Genomic DNA, 19,599 nt, shown 5'->3' with positions numbered 1-19,599 from the left:
AAATAAATGCCATGCAACGCACGTCACGACGAGCGCTGTATTTGGAACTCGATGCCGATAGTGGTCGCTTTTGGGGTTGCTGATGCGCCACAGCGCCAAAGGCGCCCAAATCGCAGATGCAACAACCCCTTGTGCAACACCACAAAACCGTACAGGTATTAACGCGATATTAATGATTTACTGAGTAATACGGGTTCTTGATGAGTGGTATGTGAAATCAGATTGTTCCCACGTTCACTTGGGTTCACTCCATAACGTTCGGCCTGCACAATGCAAACAAAGGCACAGACTCAGTTTGTCAGTCATCCAGTTCCGGTTTGTCGGGTTCTTCTTGATGCCCGAACCGTTCTTGTGATCGATTCACCATCGTCGCTCAAACAGCTCCGGCCTCAACCAGGGCAGCAGTCTGTAATCATTACACAAAAACGGATGTTGAGCGAAGACATGATCCGCACCATCCATCCGGACGTCATCATCGGACCCCTGATTACCTCGGATTGGGATATCGTCGATCTGGGGTTGGAGCTGGAAAAGCTTGGATATCGTGGGGATCTGTTTGCGATGACCCAACGACTGCCACGCGCCGAACTCGTTATTCGAGAGGTCAGCGCGCTGTGTCCAAACTTGAATGTTCGGCTGCTCGAGGTTGATTGACGTCTATTCGCCGCGCGGAAACCTTTGAGAATCCTCGAGAATATTCAGGTCCATGTGATTGCGCATATAGCGCTCTGACGCCGGGCGATGCGGTTCATAGTCCCAGGCTTCAAAGCGGCCCTTGCGCAGCGCGTCATAGACAACCCAGCGACGGGCCTGACTCTGCCGCACTTCGGCATCAAAGGCCGCAAGATCCCAGCGCGCCCTGGCCATTCCACGCATACGTTCAAGAACCGGCGTAAAGCCTTGATCAGACGCAAGATTATGGCGTTCGCGCGGGTCGCTTTCGAGGTTGAAAAGCTGCTCTGGATCGGGGGCGCTGGCGATATATTTCCAAGGTCCGTCGACCAACCCGACCATCGGCGCAATCGTACCCTCTGCGGCATATTCCATGGGCACGGGGCCGCGTCCGCCCGTGCCATGCAGGAGCTGCAACAAACTCTCGCCATCTGTCCAGGGCGTGATCTCGGCCATTGGAATCCCGGCGATATCCGCCAGCGTGGGCAATACGTCGATCATGCTGACCGGGTGATCAACACGTCCCGCCGCCATCCCAGGCACCGAAATCATCATCGGAACCCGTGCCGAATCTTCGAAAAAACTCATCTTGAACCACAATCCATGCTCGCCCAGCATTTCGCCATGGTCGGATACAAACAGGATCACCGCCTCTTGCCGCGACGCCTCCAGAGTTGCCAAAACCTCGCCGACCTTGTCGTCTATATATGAAATATTCGCGTAATATCCGCGCCTTGCACGGCGTTCTTGTTCTTTCGTCAGATCGAATTTCTGCCAGTCAACGCTGTCCATCAAACGTTTGGAATGTGCATCCTGCGCGTCATAAGCGACGCGTTCCGCGGGTTCCAGTTCTGGGCAATTCTCGTACAAATCCCAATACTTACGGCGCGCAACGAAGGGATCGTGCGGATGCGTGAAGCTGACCGTCAGGCACCATGGTCGCGGGTCATGTCCACGCGACAGATCATAGAGCTTTTGGCACGCGAGATGTGCTGTGTCGTCGTCAAATTCCAGTTGATTGGTGATTTCCGCGACCCCTGCCCCCGTCACCGATCCCAGATTGTGATACCACCAATCAATCCGCTCGCCCGGCTTGCGATAATCCGGGGTCCAGCCAAAATCGGACGGATAGATATCGGTTGTCAGCCGTTCCTCAAAGCCGTGCAACTGGTCGGGCCCGGCAAAATGCATCTTTCCCGAGAGGCAGGTCTGATAGCCCGCGCGCCGCAAATGATGGGTGAAACACGGAATATCGGAGGCGAAATTGGCGGCGTTGTCGTAAACACCCGTACGACGCGGCAATTGTCCGGCCATGAAACTCGCGCGGGATGGCGAACACAGAGGACTGGCGCAATAGGCCCGCGAAAACCGTTTGGAGCGTGCCGCCAAGGCCCTGAGATTGGGCGCGTGCAAAAAGGGCGCGGGCCCGTCTTCGAACAAGGTTCCGGTCAGTTGGTCGACCATCAGGATCAGAATATTCGGAGCGGTCATGGAATGCCTTGGATCTGGTGTTTCGGTGTCAACAATGCACCGGGGACCGGGTGCCTGCATTCGCCTTTGCGACATGTCATGCCGAAACTGGCCCTCTGGTCAAGCCAAACAGCGCGGCATAGGGTCTGACCGTGGCAAGACTCCGAGGAAAGGTTCCGACATGTCCCGCAAACTGCTCTTGATCATTCTTGACGGCGTTCCCTATGCCAATTGGCGGCGCTACTTCGGCGGGCTCGAAGGATGGGTCGCGTCGGGTGAGGCCAAGGTTTGGCGGATGCGGGCGTCGCTGCCCTCGATGTCGGGGCCGTGTTACGCGTCGATCCATACCGGCACGCCGCCGCAGGTGCATGGCGTGCTGTCGAACGGCCATATTCACCGGGTTCAAATGCCAGACATTTTCAGCCAGGTGCGCAAATCCGGCGGCGTGACCGGGGCCGTCACGCATTCCTGGTGGTCGACGTTTTTCAACCGCGCGCCCTTCGATATGGTGCGCGATATCGAATACGATGAGCCCGAGAGTGACAGCATCAATCACGGTCGGTTTCACACCATGACCGGTTATGATCACGTCAATCAGGCGACGCCTTGCGATGCGGACCTGTTCGCGACGCTGACGTCGCTCTGCGCTCGGTTCAAATTGGATTATGGGATTTTGCACACCTGCACGCTTGACAGCATGGGCCACCGGTTCGGGCATGAGTGCGCGCAAATGGACCATGCTTGCGCATTGATGGATGCCATGCTGGCCAATTTTCTGCCCGCGTGGCGAAACATGGGCTATGAGGTGATCGTCACGGCGGATCACGGGCAATCCTTGCGCGGCCATCACGGCGGCACGGGTAGCGATCAGCAGGATTTCGCGTTGTATTATTTTGGCGATGCCGAGGGGCCCGCGCCAGATGTGTTGCTGGACCAGCTACAACTTGCACCAACAATTCTGGAGCGGTTGGGCGCGCCGATTGCCGAAACCATGAAGGCCAAGTCGTTCCTGAAATAGCCAAGGGTCGGCATGGGCAGGGTTCGGCCCTGCCCGCTTACAATCCCAGGCCTTTCAACGTGTTGATCAAGTTCATCGTGGAGCCGTCGCGCCCCTCGACCGGCGCTTTGCCATTGACCATCGGGACCAGTTGCATCGCCAGTTCCTTGCCAAGCTCCACGCCCCATTGGTCAAAGGAATTGATGCCCAATACCACGCCCTCGACAAAGACGCGGTGCTCATAAAGCGCGACAATCGCCCCCAGCATCGCGGGGGTCAGTTGCTTGTAAATCAGCGTGGTCGAGGGGCGATTGCCGGGAAAGACCCGGTGGCGCGCCTGACGCTCCAATTCCGCGCCGGACAGGCCCGCAGCTTGCATCATGGCGCGGGCTTCATCCAGCGAGCGGCCGGTCATCAGGGCCTCGGCCTGCGCCAGGCAATTCGCCGCCAGCAACCGATGTTGGTGGCTCAACGCGGGTTCGTGGCCTTTGGCCGCCAGCAAAAATTCGCAAGGCACGATATCCGTGCCTTGATGGATCAATTGGTAAAACGCGTGCTGTCCATTGGTGCCCGGCTCGCCAAACACAATCGGCCCCGAGGGCACCGTCAAATCCTCGCCATCCATGGCAACCCGTTTGCCGTTGGATTCCATCTCGAGCTGCTGCAAATAGGCCGGCAGCCGCGAGAGGCGCTGATCATAGGGCAAGACCGCGCGCGTCGTGTAGCCAAGCACCTGACGATGCCAGATGCCCACCAACGCCAGCATGACCGGCATGTTCTGCGCCAAGGGGGCCGAGCGGAAATGCTGGTCCATGGCGGCGGCACCGGACAGGAACGCTGCGAAATGTTCGGTCCCGATCGCGATCATCAGGCTCAGGCCGATGGGCCCCCACATCGAATAACGCCCGCCGACCCAGTCCTCAAAGCCAAAGACCCGTGCCGGATCAATGCCAAAGGCGGTCGTCTTGTCGAGCGCAGTTGACAGCGCCACAAACTGACGCGTCGGTTCCGCCACCGCGCGCGCCATCCAGGCCTTTGCGGTTTCGGCATTGGTCATGGTTTCGATGGTGGTAAAGGTCTTGGACGCGACAATCACCAAGGTTGTTTCCGGGTTCAACGCTTCCAAAACGTCACCAATATGGGCGCCGTCGATATTCGAGACGAAATGGATGCGCGGACCATCGTGATACGGTGCCAAGGCAATTGCCGCCATCGCCGGGCCAAGATCGGAGCCGCCGATCCCGATGTTCACGACATCGGTGATGCGTCCGCCCGTTCCGCGAATCCGGCCATCGCGCAGGTCACGCGCAAAGGCCTCCATCCGGGTCAGGGTCGCGCGGACACCCGGGATGACGTCCTTGCCGTCAACGATGACGGGCTCTGACAAATTGCGCAGCGCCGTGTGCAGCACGGCACGCCCCTCGGTCTCGTTGATCTTTTCACCCGAAAACATGGCGTCACGGCGAGATTCCAGACCTTTCGTCTGGACAAGCGCCAACAAGGCCTCGCGTGTTTCGGCGTCTATGCTCGTTTTGGAATAATCGAACAAAACGGGGCCGGTTCCGGGGAGTTCCACAGAAACGGAAAAACTGTCGGCGCGCGTTTCATCGTCGAATAGATCAGCAATCCGATTCTGTGAGCTGATCTGCGCCCGAGCGCGTATAGCGGCCCAATCGTCCATAAGGAAAAACCCACGTCATTTTCAATGAGCCCCTTCATGCCAAGAAGTCTCGACGTTGCCCAGCCAAAAAGGCAATAGAAACCTGAATGCAGAGGGATTCATCCGGCCTGTGAGTCTTACATGCAACATTGGTCGCTTGCAGCGGCGGCAAATCCCCGGCAGGAAAAGATATGAACAAACCTCGCCTTTTGACATCGGACGCGTGCATGGCTGAGGGCTGCGCATATTTGGCAAATGTCGAACCCCGATTTGCCTTTGCCCTGGATCTTTGCGGTCCACCGCCCCTGCGTCGTCGCGCCGGGGGATTTGATGATCTGTTGGGGGCGATTGTCAGCCAGCAGGTCTCGGTGGCGTCGGCACGCGCCATCAAGACCCGGTTGGAGGTGGCAGGCTACACCCATCCCGACGCCATCATCGCGGCAACGGATGAGGATCTGCGCGGACAGGGGCTGTCACGGCAAAAGGCGCGCTATATCCGTGCACTGGCTGAGGCACATATCGATTTTGCCGCCCTGCCCCGCCTGTCCGACTCCGACATCATCGCAACGCTGACCGCCGTCCCCGGAATCGGTCGCTGGACGGCCGAGGTCTATGTGATGTTCAGCCTTGGGCGCGCCGATGTCTTTGCCGCCAATGATCTGGCGTTACAGGAATCTGCGCGTTTGTTGTTTGATTTGCCGGACCGTCCGCGCGAAGCCCCCATGCGCAAGATGTCCGAGGCTTGGTCCCCCTGGAGGACGGTTGCGGCCGGGCTGTTGTGGCACTATTACCATCATGCCAAGAGCCGCGAAGGCATCGTTTGAAAGGACCCTCCATGCCCGTACGCCCGCTGAAATCCGCCCGCAAGGGTGCGCCAAAAGGGTCTGTTACCTCGGCTGTAATTTTTGTCCATGGATATGGCGCGAACGGTGCCGATCTGCTGGCGCTGGCCGGTCCCATGGCGCCGAACCTGCCCAAAACGGCATTCTATGCACCCGACGCGCCCAATGCGTGCCCGGGCGTTCCGGGCGGGTATCAATGGTTTTCGATCCCGCGCATGGATGGCTCGTCCGAGAAATCCGCGCAGGCCGGTTTGTTGCAAGCCGCCCAAGACCTCAACGGCTTCATCGATCATGTCATGGCCGAGGAGGGTTTGGAGCCTTCGGCCATCGCCTTGGTCGGGTTCTCGCAAGGCACGATGATGAGCCTTCAGGTCGCACCGCGCCGCGAAAAGCCGCTGGGGGCCCTGGTCGGGTTCTCCGGTCGGCTGATGAATCCCGACGCCTTGGCCGCCGAAGTTGTCAGCAAGTTTCCGGTGTTCCTGATCCACGGCGATGCCGATCCGATGGTTCCGATCGAGCACTTGCCCGAGGCCGATCACGCCTTGAAAGAAGCCGGATTCGAGGTTTATGGATTTGTCTGTCAGGGGCTGGGCCATTCGATCGACAACGAGGGTCTGTCGCTGGCGCTGGGGTTCTTGCAGGAAATGCTGCCTAAATAACCGCCCACAAAACCTACATCTTGCCCCATTTTACCGGGTTGTCAGGTGCAAAACGCCCGATATAGTCGGCGTGCACCGGTTCCGGTGCGCTATGGCGCGAGGTGTGACCAACAATGGACGGCGATTTCAGGCGTGACTTTGTGCACGACCATGCAGCGCTGCGGCAGTTTCCGGCCTTGGTGCTCAACGCCGATTATCGCCCGTTGTCCTACTATCCCTTGTCGCTCTGGCCGTGGCAGGAGGCGATCAAGGCGGTCTGGTTGAACCGCGTTGATATTGTTGCGGAATACGATCAAATGGTTCACTCGCAACGGCTCGATATCCATATCCCCTCGGTTGTCGTCCTCAAGGATTACGTCAAACCCAGACAACGCGTGGCCTTTACCCGTTTCAACCTTTTCCTGCGCGATGAATTTGCCTGCCAATATTGCGGGGCGCGTCACGACTTGACCTTTGACCATGTGGTGCCGCGTGCGCTTGGTGGCGTCACGAGTTGGGAGAACGTCGTCGCGGCCTGTGCGCCTTGCAATGTGCGCAAAGGGTCCAAGACCTTGCGCGCTTCGGGGTTGCGTTTGCGTTCAGCCCCGTACCGCCCAACGGCACAAAAGCTGATTGATATCGGGCGCCGGTTTCCGCCAAATCATTTGCATGATAGTTGGGCGGACTATCTCTATTGGGACGCGGAACTCGACGCGTGATCGCGCGGCACCCACGGCCCGGCTCTGCGCCGCACGGGCATTTTTTCTGGACATGATGGTGCGCTCCGACTATGTGGATGCCACCAGTTACCGCTAACATTGCAGGACTCCATGATGGTTTCGCGCGTTATTCCAGTCGATCCGTTCGACCTTGTCATCTTCGGTGCGACCGGCGACCTTGCGCGCCGAAAGATTTTGCCGGCCCTGTGCAGGCGCTTTGCCGAAGGGCAGATGCCACCCGAGGCGCGCATCATTGGGGCGGCGCGCGGCGACATGACGCGTGCCGAATTTCAAACCATGATCAGTGAGGCCTTTGACGAGTTCATGGAGACGCCGACCCTCGACGCCGAGGCACGAACGGCATTTCTGGACGTGCTCGATTATGTCGCAATCGACGCCACCAGCGACGAAGGCTGGCCAGAACTCAGCGAAAAACTGCGCGACGGTGTCGTGCGCGCGTTCTATTTTTCGGTTGGCCCGTCGCTGTTTGGGCCCTTGGCCACGCAATTGGGCAATTTTGGACTGGTATCCACGGAAACGCGCATCGTTGTCGAAAAACCCTTTGGCAATGATCTGGAAACTGCGCGCGCCTTGAACCAGACGCTCGCCGCCCATTTCAGTGAAACTCAGGTTTATCGAATTGACCATTACCTGGGCAAGGAAACCGTGCAGAACCTGATGGCGGTACGGTTTGCCAATATCCTTTTTGAACCGTTGTGGAATGCGCGGTTTGTCGATCACGTTCAAATAACGGTTGCGGAAACGGTTGGTGTTGGCGGGCGCGGACCCTATTACGATAAATCGGGTGCCATGCGCGATATGGTGCAGAACCATATGATGCAACTGTTGTGCCTGATCGCGATGGAGCCGCCCTATCGGTTCGAGCCTGACGCAGTTCGGGATGAAAAGCTGAAGGTCATCAACGCGTTGGATCCAGTTCCACCCAAGGATCTGGTGCGCGGACAATATACCTCGAGCGCCGAGGCGGCCTCTTATTTGACCGAGGTCGAATCCCCGGATTCGCAGACCGAGAGCTATGTCGCGCTCAAAGTGGGCATTTCGAACTGGCGCTGGAAAGGGACACCGTTCTACCTACGCACCGGCAAACGGTTGCGTGCCCGCGCGTCGGAAATCGCCGTCACTTTCCGCGATCCGCCCCACTCGATTTTTGGCGAAGGTGCGCCGTGGCGCGCGAATGTGCTGGTCATCCGGTTGCAACCCGATGAAGGCATGACGTTGCGCGTGATGATCAAGGAACCCGGTCCCGGCGGGATGCGTCTCAAGGATGTGGCACTGGATATGTCCTTTGCCGATGCTCTGGGCGAAGACACGCATATTCCGGACGCGTATGAACGCTTGATCATGGATGTGATCCGCGGCAACCAAACGCTGTTCATGCGCGGCGACGAGGTCGAGGCGGCCTGGGCCTGGACCGATCCCATCATTGCCGAGTGGCAAAATTCCGCCGACCAGCCCAAGACCTATGATCCGGGGTCGTCGGGCCCGGAAGATGCGCTTATGCTGTTGCATCGCGATGGGCGACGGTGGCGCGAGATACGTTAATGAATTTTATCGACTATGCTGACACGGATATGATGATGTTGCAGGTGGCGCGACTGGTGTCGCGGGACCTGCGCAATGCCCTGGAGCGACGCGACAGGGTGCTGTTTTCGGTGCCCGGCGGTTCCACACCTGGTCCGATCTTCGACCTGCTGGCCGCCTCGGATCTGGAATGGGAGCGCGTCGATATCATCCCCGGTGATGAACGCTGGGTGTCCGAGGATCATCCCCGCTCGAATTCGGCACAAATCCGGTCGCGACTGCTACGCGGCAAGGCGGCAGCGGCACGCCTGATCCCGCTTTGGCGCGACCAGCCCACGCCTCAAGACGCGATCGCCGATCTTATCGCCGATATCGAGCCTCTCCTGCCGATTGACGTCGCCATCGTCGGCATGGGGGCTGACATGCACACGGCCTCGCTGTTTCCGGGGGCGGACATGCTGGAACGCGCCCTGGCCGAGGACGCACCGGTTGCGGTGCCGATCACGGCCCCGGGCGCGGCGGAACCCCGGATCACCCTGTCGGCGCGCGTCTTGCGCGATGCCTATGCGGTTCATGTGCTGATCACCGGCGACGAGAAGAACGTGGCCATCCACAAGGCCGCGAAAATGAAGCCGATAGACGCCCCGATCGCTGCGCTTTTGGGCGATGCGTCGGTGCACTGGGCGCCTTGAGCGGTCAGCAAGCGCCAACCGCGCGCTCGTCGCGCCGGTTCGAAGGGGCTCGATGCCCCTGAGAACCGGCCTCCCCCGTTCAATCCTGTGGCGGTTCAAACCGCGTAAAGGTCACTGAACTTCGCCTCCAGATACGCCAGCAACGGCTCTTCATCCGGCTCGAAACCACAAGCCTGCGCGATCGTGTCGCGCGGCTCCATCAATCCGCCGTGACGCTGCACCCCATTGCGCAACCAGCCCGTCGCGGCAGTCAAATTCCCGGCCGCCAGGTCATCATCCACTTTGGGCAAATCCCGACGCAGGGCTTTCATCAGGCATCCGGCATAGACATTGCCCAGGGCATAGGTCGGGAAATAGCCAAACAGACCCACCGACCAATGCACGTCTTGCAGCATCCCGTTGGATGGCCGGTCTACAGCCACCCCGAAATCCGACAGGAACCGGTCGTTCCACGCCGCTTCCAGATCACCGGGTTGCAAATCGCCAGAGATCAACGCGCGCTCCAGATCGAACCGCAGCATGATGTGCAGATTGTACTGCACTTCATCCGATTCGGTGCGGATATACCCGGCACTGACCCGGTTCACCGCGCCGTAAAATTGCTCGGCGTTCTTGGCACCCAGGTCCCCGAACTCCTCGCGCATCCGGTCAAACAGCCACCCCGTAAAGGCACGCGACCGCCCGAGCTGGTTTTCATAAATCCGGCTCTGGCTCTCGTGGACCCCCATCGAGACGCCATTTGCCAGCGGTGAAAACGCATAGGCCTGATCAATCCCCTGCTCATAACATGCGTGGCCGACTTCATGGATCGTCGAATAAAGGCAATTGAAGGGATCATCCTCGGAAACCCGCGTTGTGATGCGCACATCCGACCCGGATCCCGATGAGAACGGGTGCACCGCCAGATCCAGCCGCCCTCGCGTGAAATCGTAACCAAAAGTCTCGGCCAAGCGCCGTGACAGGCGCATTTGCCCGTCGTGACCAAAGCTCCCCGTCAGCATCGCTGGTTGCCGATCGGCACCCAGAACCTTTTCGCGCAAGGCCACCAGTCGCGGGCGCATCCGGTCGAACATCGCACCGATCTCATGGCCCGTCATGCCCGGCTCATAATCAGCCAGCAGCGCGTCATAAAGCGAACCGCCATCCGCCAAAGCCGAGGCTTCCTCGCGGCGCAGCGCAATGACCTGGTTCAAGGTTGGCAGGAAATGCGGCACATCATCACGCGCTCGCGCCTCGGCCCAAATGCCCTGCGCGACCGAGGTCACGCGCGCCAACTCTGCCGCCAATTTTGCGGGAACCCGCGTGTTGCGCTCGAACGAGCGTTTCGCATGGCGCAAGATCGCCTTGCCCGTGGCGTCCGGGGCCTCGGCCTGCGTCAGCCAATCGCCCAAACGCGGATCGGTGCGCCGCGCGTGCAGCACCGTCTCCAGCGCCGCCATTTCCTCGGAGCGTTGCACCGCAGCGCCCCGGGGCATGGTGGTTTCCTGATCCCAGCCCAACCGGCCCATAACCTGCGCCAAAGCCCAGGTGCCATGCTCGTGCTCGACGATATTTTGAAAGGCTGTCATGGGTTTATCCCCGAATTGTGCCGCCCAGCGGATACTGCGCCAAAAGCCGCGCGCGCAGGATCAAGACCCACAAGAGCACCGCCATGAATTGATGTGAAATGCCCAGATACACCGGTGCCCCGTGCATCACGGTCACGATCCCCAGCACGATCTGACCCAGCATCGCGACCAGAACCCACTGGAATGCCCGGCGGGTCTGGGCAAAGGCGCTGCGGCGCCCGCGCATCCAGACGACGACGGCGAAAATTGCCAGCAAATAGCCAGACATCCGGTGGATGAATTGCACCGTGCCGTCGTTTTCGAAGAAATTGCGCCACACGGGTTCCAGCTCGAACATCGCCGGCGGCAGGAAACTCCCGGCCATCAAAGGCCAATCGGTATAGCCCCGTCCCGCGTCGATGCCGGCCACCAACGCGCCCAGAATGATCTGCAGAAAGGCAAAATGCATCAGGCCTGTGGACATCGAGAACAGCTTTGCCTCTCGCGATCGGCGGGCTTTCATCAAGGCGCTGGCGCTGCGGCCCAGCATCAACGCGTACCAGGCCAGCACGCCAAGGATCACGAAAGCCAGTCCCAGATGCGTCGCCAAACGATAGGACGCCACCGCAACCATGCCGTCTTGCAACCCGGAATGCACCATCCACCAGCCGATTGCGCCCTGAAGACCGCCCAACAGGCCGGGGATCAACAGGCGTACGGTCCAGCCAGAAGGGATTTGTTTGCGCAACCAGAACCAAAGGAACCCCACGGCCCACACAACCCCCATCAGGCGGCCCAATTGCCGATGCGACCATTCCCACCAATAGATGACCTGAAACTCGCCCAGGCTCATCCCCTCATTGACCAGCCGGTATTGGTCGATCTGGCGGTAGCGCTCGAATTCTGCCTGCCAGTCGGCGGCATTCATCGGCGGAAGGGCACCACGCAACGGTGCCCATTCGGTGATCGACAGGCCCGAGCCGGTCAACCGTGTCAGCCCCCCGACCGCGATCATCGCCATGACCATCGCGAACAAGACCCACAGCCACGCCTGAATTGCCCGGCGCGCGCCTGACGGCGCCTCGATGCCGCGTGGGGGCAATGGCGTTGGTTTTCCCGCCGGCGGTGCGGCGACGTCTTCGAAAATCGGGCGTTTGGCCATGCGTCACTCCTGTGTCAGCGCCAAGCTAGAGCCGGGGCCAAACAGCTTCAAGGGCTTGTGTTTCAGTCCCGGCGCACAAGTTTCCGCAAGATCCCGTGCAGGGCCTGCACTTCGCCGCGCGTCAGTGACCAGCGGGTATACATATTGCGCAAGAACAGTTTCATCACGGGCGCTTTGTCGGGGGGATGAAAGAACCCCGCCGCCTCCAGCTTTTCCTCGAAATGATCGCCCAGCTTTTGCACCTCGATGCCGGTGGCCATATCGGCCCCGGCCAGTTCCAGCCGCATCCCGGGCGCGTCACTGCCAAGCCGCGCAAATTCATAGGCGGTGAGCAGCACGCATTGCGCGAGGTTCAGCGAATAAAACTCGGCATTGACCGGAACCGTGATGATCGCGTTTGCGTGGGACACATCGTCATTCTCAAGCCCCGCGCGTTCCGGGCCGAACAATACCGCGACCTTCTTGCCGCTGGCGATCATGGCGCGGGCTTCGGCCATGGCCGTCTCGGGCGTCAACACCGGTTTGACCAAATCCCGCGAGCGTGCCGTCGTGGCATAGACATAGTCGCAATCCGCCAAGGCCGCGCCCAGATCCGGAAACACCCCGGCATGATCCAGCACGCCACTGGCCCCTGACGCCAACGCCGTCGCAGAGGAATTTGGCCATCCATCCCGAGGGGCCACCAGTCGCATGTGTTCAAGGCCGAAATTGAGCATGGCACGCGCAGCTGCGCCGATGTTCTCGCCCATTTGCGGGCGCACCAGCACAACGAAAGGCGAACTGCCCTGCTCGGTTGAAAGCTCTCGTATCGTCGATCCCATAGCCGCGCGCATAGCCTGTGGCAGGGTGCTGCGCAAGATGTCGGGGCTGGCAAACCTCAGGCCACCTGCCCCGCTGCCCAACCCGAGGACCAGGCCCATTGAAAATTATACCCGCCCAGCCAACCCGTGACGTCGACCACTTCGCCAACGAAATAGAGCCCCGGCACGGCCCGCGCCTGCATGGTTTTCGCGTCCAGATCGCGCGTATCAACCCCGCCGAGGGTGACCTCTGCGGTTCGATAGCCCTCGGTTCCGGCGGGCACCAAAGTCCAGAGATGAACCGCATCCGAAAGGCTGGCCAAGGCTTTCGTGGATTGATCCGCCAAGCGCCCGCTCAAACCAGCCCGCTCCACAACATTGCGCGCCAGTTTATCGGGTAAATCCAGTGCATTCACCAGATCCCGCCCCCCGGCAATGCGCCGCGCCGCCATGGCTTCGGCGGCGATGTCGCGCCCCTGCGCGAGGTCTACGACAATCGCCTGCCCGGCCTGCCAATAGCTGGAGATTTGCAGCACAGAAGGTCCAGACAAGCCGCGATGGGTAAACAGCAGGCCTTCGTCAAAGCTGATCTTGGCACCGGCCAGACCGACGCGCGCTTGCACGGCAATCCCGGCCAGTGGTTTCATCCAATCCAGCTGAGTGTCGGTAAAGGTCAGCGGAACCAATCCGGGCCGGGTTTCCACCAGACGGAGGCCAAATGCTTGGGCAACGCCATAGCCAAACCCCGTTGCGCCCATCTTGGGAATCGATTTGCCGCCCGTCGCCACAACCACCGATGCGGCCGAAAAGACACCGTCAGACGTATCCACGCGAAACCCGGGCGCCACGCTGTTGACGCTCACACCCAGACGCAATTCGCCACCCGCCCGCGCAAAGTCGCGGACCAGCATATCCACCACTTGTCGGGCCGATCCGTCGCAGAACAATTGTCCCAGCGTTTTTTCATGCCAGGCGATTCCGGCGGCATTGATCCGTGCGATAAAGTCGTGCTGCGTGAAGCGGCGCAGCGATGACAGCGCGAAGCGCGGGTTTTGCGACAGGAACCGCTCAGGTGCGATGTGAAGATTGGTGAAGTTGCAACGCCCACCACCCGAAATCCTGATCTTTTCGCCCGGAAACTTGGCATGATCCAGAATCAGAACCCGACGCCCTCGCCGTGCCGCTTCGATCCCCGCCATGAAACCGGCGGCACCGGCGCCCAGCACGATTACGTCCCACGTCATTGCATTCCCCGCCAAATCGCGTTTCAAACCTTTACACGCAAGGTTCATGGAGCGAAAGCCGCTGGTTCAAGGCAACCTCTTGCGAGACTGCGATAAAATTCTTCTGATGTCGGGACTGAGGAGTAGCAGACAATCCCTGTCATTGCCGGCTGATTTTTTTCAAACCCCCCTTGCAGCACACCGACCACTTGGGTAAACACCGCCACAGTTGGGGCGTAGCCAAGTGGTAAGGCATCGGTTTTTGGTACCGTGTATCGTAGGTTCGAATCCTACCGCCCCAGCCAATTTCCAGACCCAGGATCCATTGATTTCCGTCTGTCGGCATAAGTCACCGCTGGAAAAACGAGCGGTGTCATGTCTGATCTCTTCTGGTTGAGCGTCGCGCAGATGGCGCGTCTGGAGCCCTGTTTTCCCAAGTCCCACAGCAAGCCTCGCGTTGATGATCGACGGGTCTTGAGCAGGATTATCTTCATCAATCGCAATGGCTTGCGGTGGCAGGATGCGCACAGCGAATACGGCCCCCAAAGTCGCAGCGGACCGTGGCCCCAGTGGGGCCGCGCAAGCCCCGGAAACGCTCTATAACCGCTGGAAGCGGTGGAGCGAGAAGGGCATCTTCGCGCAGATGATGCTTGGTCTGGCGGCTGATCACGGCGAAGAAATGACCGTGATGTTTGAATTGAGCAGGCGAACGCCTTGCGGTCGAGTGAGCCTGCGCAAGTCCCTCAAGGCCCACCGCACGGCGTCCAGTCTGGGCGTCAAAAAGGGGGATGAGAAATTGTCCGCCATTGGTCCGAGGACAATGCCGAATTGACGCCTGATGGGCCGCACCAAGGGCGGCCTGAATACGAAGTTGCACGCGATTTGCGACTGCCGGGGTCGTCCGATCAGCCTCTTCGTCAGCGCCGGTCAAGGCCGCGATTACATCGGTACGGCGGCCTTGCTGGACAGTCTGCCAAAGGTCGATTGGCTGCTCGGGGATCGTGGCCATGATGCCGATTGGTTCAGAGATGCGTTGAAAGACAAAGGGATACGGGCCTGTATACTCGGCCGGAAGCCGCGCACCGAAATCGTGAAATATGACAAACGTCGATACAAACGCCGCAACCGAATCGAGATCATGTTCGGCAGGTTGAAGGACTGGCGGCACGTCGCAACCCGATACGACCGGTGCCAAAAAATCTTCCTGTCAGCCATCGCCGTCGCAGCGGTCGTCTTGTTCTGGCTATGAAACAAGAACGAGTCCTGAGCCTAAGTGCCGCTGTTTTCAGGTCAAACGAACTGGCAAAGACAGCGGCCCACGAAAGCCAAAGCCGCTCCAGTTGACGTCATTGGGCGACATCAGCTTCATATTCGGGAACCGCTCGAACAGCATCGGCAACATGATCTTGCCGATCATCGCCCGCGAAATATGGGTTCCCATGCAGTGATGTGGGCCGCCGCCAAAGCTTTGGTGTGGCGCATGTTTGCGGAAAACATTGTATTCGTGCCCGTCCTCGAACAGCTCTTCATCATGGTTGGACGACGCCTGACACGTCAGCACAACATCCCCTTTTGGAATGTCGATGCCGCGAATTTCGGTGTCGCTGGTGGCAACACGCGCCGAAACCTGAATTGGCGCGACCCAGCGCACGGCTTCTTCAAACGCATCGCCCCATTTGCCGCTTTCCTTGATCGCCTCCAATTGGTCGGGGTTGTTCACCAGGCCTACAACGCAGGTCAACAGCGCATCGCGAGGCTCGTTGATGCCGCCGCCAATCGCGATCTTGATGTTCGAGACGATCTGGTCCCAGTCCAGCGGATCTTCGGCATTCACCATCACCGACAGCGCCGATTGATTCGGTGCGGCTTTGAGCACCTCGGCTTTTTGCTTGAGCAACGCATTCATGCCGATATGCGCGCGATCCACGCGCGCAAAAGGTTCGGGCGCCCAGCCAAAATTCCCGGCGCCATCAATCAGCGCTTGCGACCATTCTTGCAATTCATAGTCGCTGGCCTCGGGAATGCCCAGGACAACCGACAAGATCCGCGCCGCCAGCGGGCCAGCGAGGGCGGAAAACAGGTCAATCACCTCATCGCGCGGCAGCCGATCGAGGTATTGCGCGGCCAGCTTTTCGTATTCGACGGACCAGATGGTCCGGATATTGCGCGCCGAGAACGTGGGCAACATGGCGTTGCGCGCCCGCAGATGCGCCTCACCATCCTTGCGCATCAGCGTATGCGCCTGAAATGCGCGCTCCATCGGGGTGTTCGGATCGTTCGAGCTCCACAACTCGGGGTTCTCTTTGACCGCGCGTGTATCGGCCGCCTTGGTCAGAAACGTCCGCCCGACCGAGGCGACTTTCAGCACCGGGGTTTGCGCCCGCAGGCGCTGATAGATCGGATAGGGCGACCGGGTGAGTTCGGCAATGGTGATCTCGGTGTCAATGGGGGCTAAAGGCATGGCATTTCCTCAAGTTAAACGGCGTTTGAACCACGGTGCATCAAGCGCTCCTCGCCTTGCTAAAAGACGCTCGGCAACCAAAGGGTCAACGCGGGGAACATGATCAGAACCGCGATCCGTACGATCTCGGCCCCGAAAAACGGCATCACCCCCTTGAACGTCTCGATCATCGGCACGTCTTTGGCCAAGGCGGAAATCACAAAGACATTCATGCCGACCGGAGGCGTTATCAGCCCCAACTCGACGACAATCAGCGCGAGAATCCCGAACCAGACTTTCAATTCCTCGGTGCTCATACCAAAGCCGGTATCGGGGCCAAATGCATAGAGACCGCCGTTCAATTCGACCAGAACCGGCCAGAAGAACGGGACAACCAGCAGGATCATCGACAGGCTGTCCATCAGACAGCCCAGCAGGATCAGCGCGATCAACAGCAAGATCAACACGGTCATCGGCTCCAGCCCCGACGCACCGATCCACTCGGCCGTCGCTTGCGGCATACGCACGCGGGACATGAAGATCTTCACCAGTTCCGCGCCCAGCAAGATGAGATAGATCATACCGGTCGTCTGTGCGGTTTCCTTGATGCTGTCGAGCGTGTCGGCCCATGACAGACTGCGCCGCACAAGGCCGTACACCGCGACCATGAAGACACCCATCGCGGCACCCGGCGTAGGGTTGTAAAAGCCCAGATAGATCCCACCCAGAACAATTGCGAAGATCAGTACGACGGGCAGAACACCCAAACTCGCGGCGACAAACTCCGCGCGGTCCGCAGCGCCCCCCTTGGGGCCGGCATCGGGCTTGATCAGCACATAGATCAGGATCGTCAGCATGAAAAAGAGCACCGCCAGTGCGCCCGGAATCATCGCCGCCATGAACATGGTGACGATGTTGGCCTCGACGATGATCGAGTAGATGATCAGCACCACCGAGGGCGGGATCAGGATGCCCAGCACGCCGCCCGCCGCCAGCGATCCGGTTGCCAAAGCGCCGGAATAGTTGAACCGCTTGAGCTCCGGCAAGGCGATGCGCCCCATCGTCGAGGCCGTCGCCAGCGACGACCCGGACACCGCGCCAAAGCCGGCACAACCCGCAATTGCCGCCATCGCCGTGCCACCCGGCGCCCATCCAAGCCACGCGTTTGCGCCCCGGAACAACGCCTTCGACAGGCCTACTCGTGATGCAATTGCCCCCATCAACACGAACATCGGCACCACCGACAGCCCATAGTTGGAGAACTGGCCATACGCCAATGTTTTCAATTGGTTCATGACGGTCATCGGGCCGTTCATGATGACCACGCCGACCCCGCCGACAAGGATCATCGCGTAGGCAATCGGCATGCGCAAGGCGATCAGCGTGACCAGGACAACAAGGCTGATGAGCCCAAGCGTGATGGGGTCAAACATAAGTGGTCAATTCCTGCCCCGGCGCAGTTTGCCGAGATTTTCCGTAAGGGTGATAAAGGACGCAATGGCCAACAGCGCCAGCGACAGGAGGCCCGGGACATAGGCCCACCAGATCGGCACCTGCAAAATGGCGGTGGTGTAGTTATACTGGCGCTGGCTCACCATGCCGCCGTACATGGCGTAAAGCAACAACAGCCCGAACATCAGCGCCACGACCGAGGCCGCAACGGCGAAAATCGCGATGGTGCGCGGCGAGGCATTGGCGGTAAAGATATCCGCCGTGACATTCGCCCCGGTCAACTGACAATAGGGCAAGAACGCAAAGGCCGCGATGGCGATCCCCATTTGCGTCAATTCAAAATCTCCGCCGAATGGCACGCCAAGGATTGCCAGAAGCACCGACAGGACATTCATCAGCACAACGGCAATCACCATGATCCCGCCGAACACCGCCCAAGCGGTGATCACGGTGTCCGCCGCACTGGTCAAACCAGTGCGGCGAGGGGTTTGCGTGGATGCCTCCATCACATATCGGAAGCGTTGGCGGCGATGGCTTCGCGCGCCGCCGCGACCAAAGCCGCGCCATCAATGCCAAGGCCGTCGACTTCTGCAACCCAACGTTCGACAACCGGCTCGAGAGCCACTTGGAAGGCGGCCGTTTCTTCTTCAGTCAGCGTGACATGGGTGTTGCCCGCATTCACCGCCATGTTGATGCCGAAATCGTCCGAAGCACGCCAGATCTCGCCGACATGAGCCCACCATTCGCGGTTGGAGGCCTCACGGAAGATTGCCTGAATATCCTCAGGCAACCCCGCCCAACGATCCGCATTCATCGACACCTGAAAGGTCGTGGTGCCAAACCGGGCCCTGTCAAACCCTTCGATCTGGTACTCGGTCTGCTCCTGAATGCGCAGGGGCGGAATGATCTCCCACGGAATGAACGCCCCGTCCACGACGCCGGTTTGCAGCGCCTGCGGCAAATCCGGGACTGGCATGGCAACGGGCGTGGCCCCCAAAGCCTCGATGATCCAGGCGCCGGTGCGGGTTGGAATGCGCATCCTCATGCCTTCGAGGTCAGCCGGCGTCCGGATCAGATCGTCAACCATATGGATGCCCTGCCCCGCGTGAACGTGCAGAAACATGACCTCGACGCCCTGATATTCCTCGCGCAGATACTCATCGAACATGTCATACATGGCGAGGTTGGTGGCGACCGGATCATTCACATAAACGAACGGCAATTCAAACACTTCGCTGCGCGGAAACAGGCCGGGTGTATAGCCGTTCACTGTCCAGACCAAATCAACGACACCATCGCGGACCTGGCTGATCAACTCGGGCGGCGCACCGCCGAGGGTCATGGCCGGGAAAATCTCGATATCCACGCGGCCGCCCGACAGTTCCTTGACGCGCTCGGCCCAAGGCACCAGCATTTGGCTGTGCGCCGGGGCTTGCGCACTCAGCAGGTGATGCAAGCGAAACGTGTATTCCTGAGCGCTTGCCATAGATGACAGCGAAAGCGCGCTCACGAGTGTGCCGGTCATTGCAAGATAGTTCATTGTTTTCTCCTCCGTTGGGTCGTTAAGAAAGCTTAACCAGCATCATGGATCAAAGATAGCTTGCCGATCTTCCTGATACTGGGTCGTCACTTTGGTCGGTGCGTCTTTTTCGGCAAACACGCGATGCCGCGTGCTGTTCAACGCCCGCGTCATTGTACCGCGTCATGGCATCCGGAAAGGCGCGGCTCAGGCCAGTTGCCGTT

Annotated in this window: 17 protein-coding genes, 1 tRNA gene and 1 pseudogene; 9 read left to right on the top strand and 10 right to left on the bottom strand. The window is 59.7% G+C overall.

From position 1 onward, the window contains the following. The first annotated feature begins 444 nt into the window (after positions 1 to 444). Positions 445 to 654 (top strand): hypothetical protein, encoded by a 210-nt coding sequence (locus VDQ28_RS15810; protein WP_323036841.1) that lies wholly within the window; start codon positions 445 to 447, stop codon positions 652 to 654. Positions 655 to 657: 3 nt separating this feature from the next. Here VDQ28_RS15810 and betC read toward each other — a convergent pair whose 3' ends face one another. Then, positions 658 to 2,163 (bottom strand): choline-sulfatase, encoded by a 1,506-nt coding sequence (gene betC, locus VDQ28_RS15805; RefSeq protein WP_323036840.1) that lies wholly within the window; start codon positions 2,161 to 2,163, stop codon positions 658 to 660. Between the two features lie 160 nt (positions 2,164 to 2,323). Between betC and VDQ28_RS15800 the strand changes: the two genes are divergently transcribed. Further along, positions 2,324 to 3,160 (top strand): alkaline phosphatase family protein, encoded by an 837-nt coding sequence (locus VDQ28_RS15800; RefSeq protein WP_323036839.1) that lies wholly within the window; start codon positions 2,324 to 2,326, stop codon positions 3,158 to 3,160. Positions 3,161 to 3,197: 37 nt separating this feature from the next. Here the strand turns inward: VDQ28_RS15800 and pgi are convergent, their stop codons facing one another. Next, positions 3,198 to 4,820 (bottom strand): glucose-6-phosphate isomerase, encoded by a 1,623-nt coding sequence (pgi, locus tag VDQ28_RS15795; RefSeq protein ID WP_323036838.1) that lies wholly within the window; start codon positions 4,818 to 4,820, stop codon positions 3,198 to 3,200. Between the two features lie 170 nt (positions 4,821 to 4,990). Between pgi and VDQ28_RS15790 the strand changes: the two genes are divergently transcribed. From VDQ28_RS15790 to pgl, 5 genes are all read left to right on the top strand, one after another. Continuing rightward, on the top strand, positions 4,991 to 5,623 hold the full coding sequence (locus tag VDQ28_RS15790; protein ID WP_323036837.1) for a DNA-3-methyladenine glycosylase 2 family protein: 633 nt from the start codon (positions 4,991 to 4,993) through the stop codon (positions 5,621 to 5,623). A gap of 11 nt (positions 5,624 to 5,634) precedes the next feature. Next, complete coding sequence (locus VDQ28_RS15785) at positions 5,635 to 6,300, top strand: alpha/beta hydrolase (protein ID WP_323036836.1); 666 nt, start codon at positions 5,635 to 5,637, stop codon at positions 6,298 to 6,300. A gap of 113 nt (positions 6,301 to 6,413) precedes the next feature. Beyond that, complete coding sequence (locus tag VDQ28_RS15780) at positions 6,414 to 6,998, top strand: HNH endonuclease (protein ID WP_323036835.1); 585 nt, start codon at positions 6,414 to 6,416, stop codon at positions 6,996 to 6,998. Positions 6,999 to 7,112: 114 nt separating this feature from the next. Continuing rightward, the gene (zwf, locus tag VDQ28_RS15775; protein ID WP_323038146.1) at positions 7,113 to 8,561 is read left to right on the top strand and encodes a glucose-6-phosphate dehydrogenase; all 1,449 of its coding nucleotides are present in this window, start codon (positions 7,113 to 7,115) and stop codon (positions 8,559 to 8,561) included. After that, positions 8,561 to 9,232 (top strand): 6-phosphogluconolactonase, encoded by a 672-nt coding sequence (gene pgl / locus VDQ28_RS15770; RefSeq protein ID WP_323036834.1) that lies wholly within the window; start codon positions 8,561 to 8,563, stop codon positions 9,230 to 9,232. Before zwf ends, pgl begins: the two co-directional genes overlap by 1 nt. Before the next feature lie 95 nt (positions 9,233 to 9,327). Here the strand turns inward: pgl and VDQ28_RS15765 are convergent, their stop codons facing one another. From VDQ28_RS15765 to VDQ28_RS15750, 4 genes are all read right to left on the bottom strand, one after another. Continuing rightward, positions 9,328 to 10,800 (bottom strand): carboxypeptidase M32, encoded by a 1,473-nt coding sequence (locus VDQ28_RS15765; protein ID WP_323036833.1) that lies wholly within the window; start codon positions 10,798 to 10,800, stop codon positions 9,328 to 9,330. Positions 10,801 to 10,804: 4 nt separating this feature from the next. Beyond that, the gene (ctaA, locus tag VDQ28_RS15760) at positions 10,805 to 11,941 is read right to left on the bottom strand and encodes a heme A synthase (RefSeq protein WP_323036832.1); all 1,137 of its coding nucleotides are present in this window, start codon (positions 11,939 to 11,941) and stop codon (positions 10,805 to 10,807) included. Between the two features lie 62 nt (positions 11,942 to 12,003). Beyond that, positions 12,004 to 12,762: an RNA methyltransferase gene (locus tag VDQ28_RS15755; RefSeq protein WP_323038145.1), complete on the bottom strand. Its 759-nt coding sequence runs from the start codon at positions 12,760 to 12,762 to the stop codon at positions 12,004 to 12,006. 56 nt (positions 12,763 to 12,818) lie between these two features. Further along, on the bottom strand, positions 12,819 to 13,985 hold the full coding sequence (locus VDQ28_RS15750) for an NAD(P)/FAD-dependent oxidoreductase (protein WP_323036831.1): 1,167 nt from the start codon (positions 13,983 to 13,985) through the stop codon (positions 12,819 to 12,821). Positions 13,986 to 14,194: 209 nt separating this feature from the next. On the opposite strand from VDQ28_RS15750, the gene VDQ28_RS15745 reads away from it, so the two are divergent. Both VDQ28_RS15745 and VDQ28_RS15740 read left to right on the top strand, forming a co-directional pair. Further along, positions 14,195 to 14,269: transfer RNA gene (locus VDQ28_RS15745), tRNA-Gln, on the top strand. Positions 14,270 to 14,339: 70 nt separating this feature from the next. Beyond that, positions 14,340 to 15,213, top strand: a pseudogene (locus tag VDQ28_RS15740) (IS5 family transposase). A 36-nt stretch (positions 15,214 to 15,249) separates the two neighbouring features. On the opposite strand, the gene VDQ28_RS15735 reads toward VDQ28_RS15740, so the two are convergent. The 4 genes from VDQ28_RS15735 to VDQ28_RS15720 are packed head-to-tail and all read right to left on the bottom strand — an operon-like array spanning position 15,250 to position 19,396. Continuing rightward, positions 15,250 to 16,425, bottom strand: coding sequence for a cytochrome P450 (locus VDQ28_RS15735; RefSeq protein WP_323036830.1), 1,176 nt, complete (start codon positions 16,423 to 16,425; stop codon positions 15,250 to 15,252). A 59-nt stretch (positions 16,426 to 16,484) separates the two neighbouring features. Continuing rightward, on the bottom strand, positions 16,485 to 17,837 hold the full coding sequence (locus VDQ28_RS15730; protein WP_323036829.1) for a TRAP transporter large permease subunit: 1,353 nt from the start codon (positions 17,835 to 17,837) through the stop codon (positions 16,485 to 16,487). 6 nt (positions 17,838 to 17,843) lie between these two features. Continuing rightward, complete coding sequence (locus tag VDQ28_RS15725) at positions 17,844 to 18,305, bottom strand: TRAP transporter small permease (RefSeq protein WP_323036828.1); 462 nt, start codon at positions 18,303 to 18,305, stop codon at positions 17,844 to 17,846. 56 nt (positions 18,306 to 18,361) lie between these two features. Further along, positions 18,362 to 19,396: a TRAP transporter substrate-binding protein gene (locus tag VDQ28_RS15720; RefSeq protein WP_323036827.1), complete on the bottom strand. Its 1,035-nt coding sequence runs from the start codon at positions 19,394 to 19,396 to the stop codon at positions 18,362 to 18,364. Between the last annotated feature and the right edge of the window lie 203 nt (positions 19,397 to 19,599).

Source organism: Pararhodobacter sp., from assembly GCF_034676545.1.
Lineage (GTDB): Bacteria > Pseudomonadota > Alphaproteobacteria > Rhodobacterales > Rhodobacteraceae > Pararhodobacter.
The sequence above is the reverse complement of the archived record's forward strand: the minus strand, read 5'-3'. Positions and strand labels throughout refer to the sequence as shown.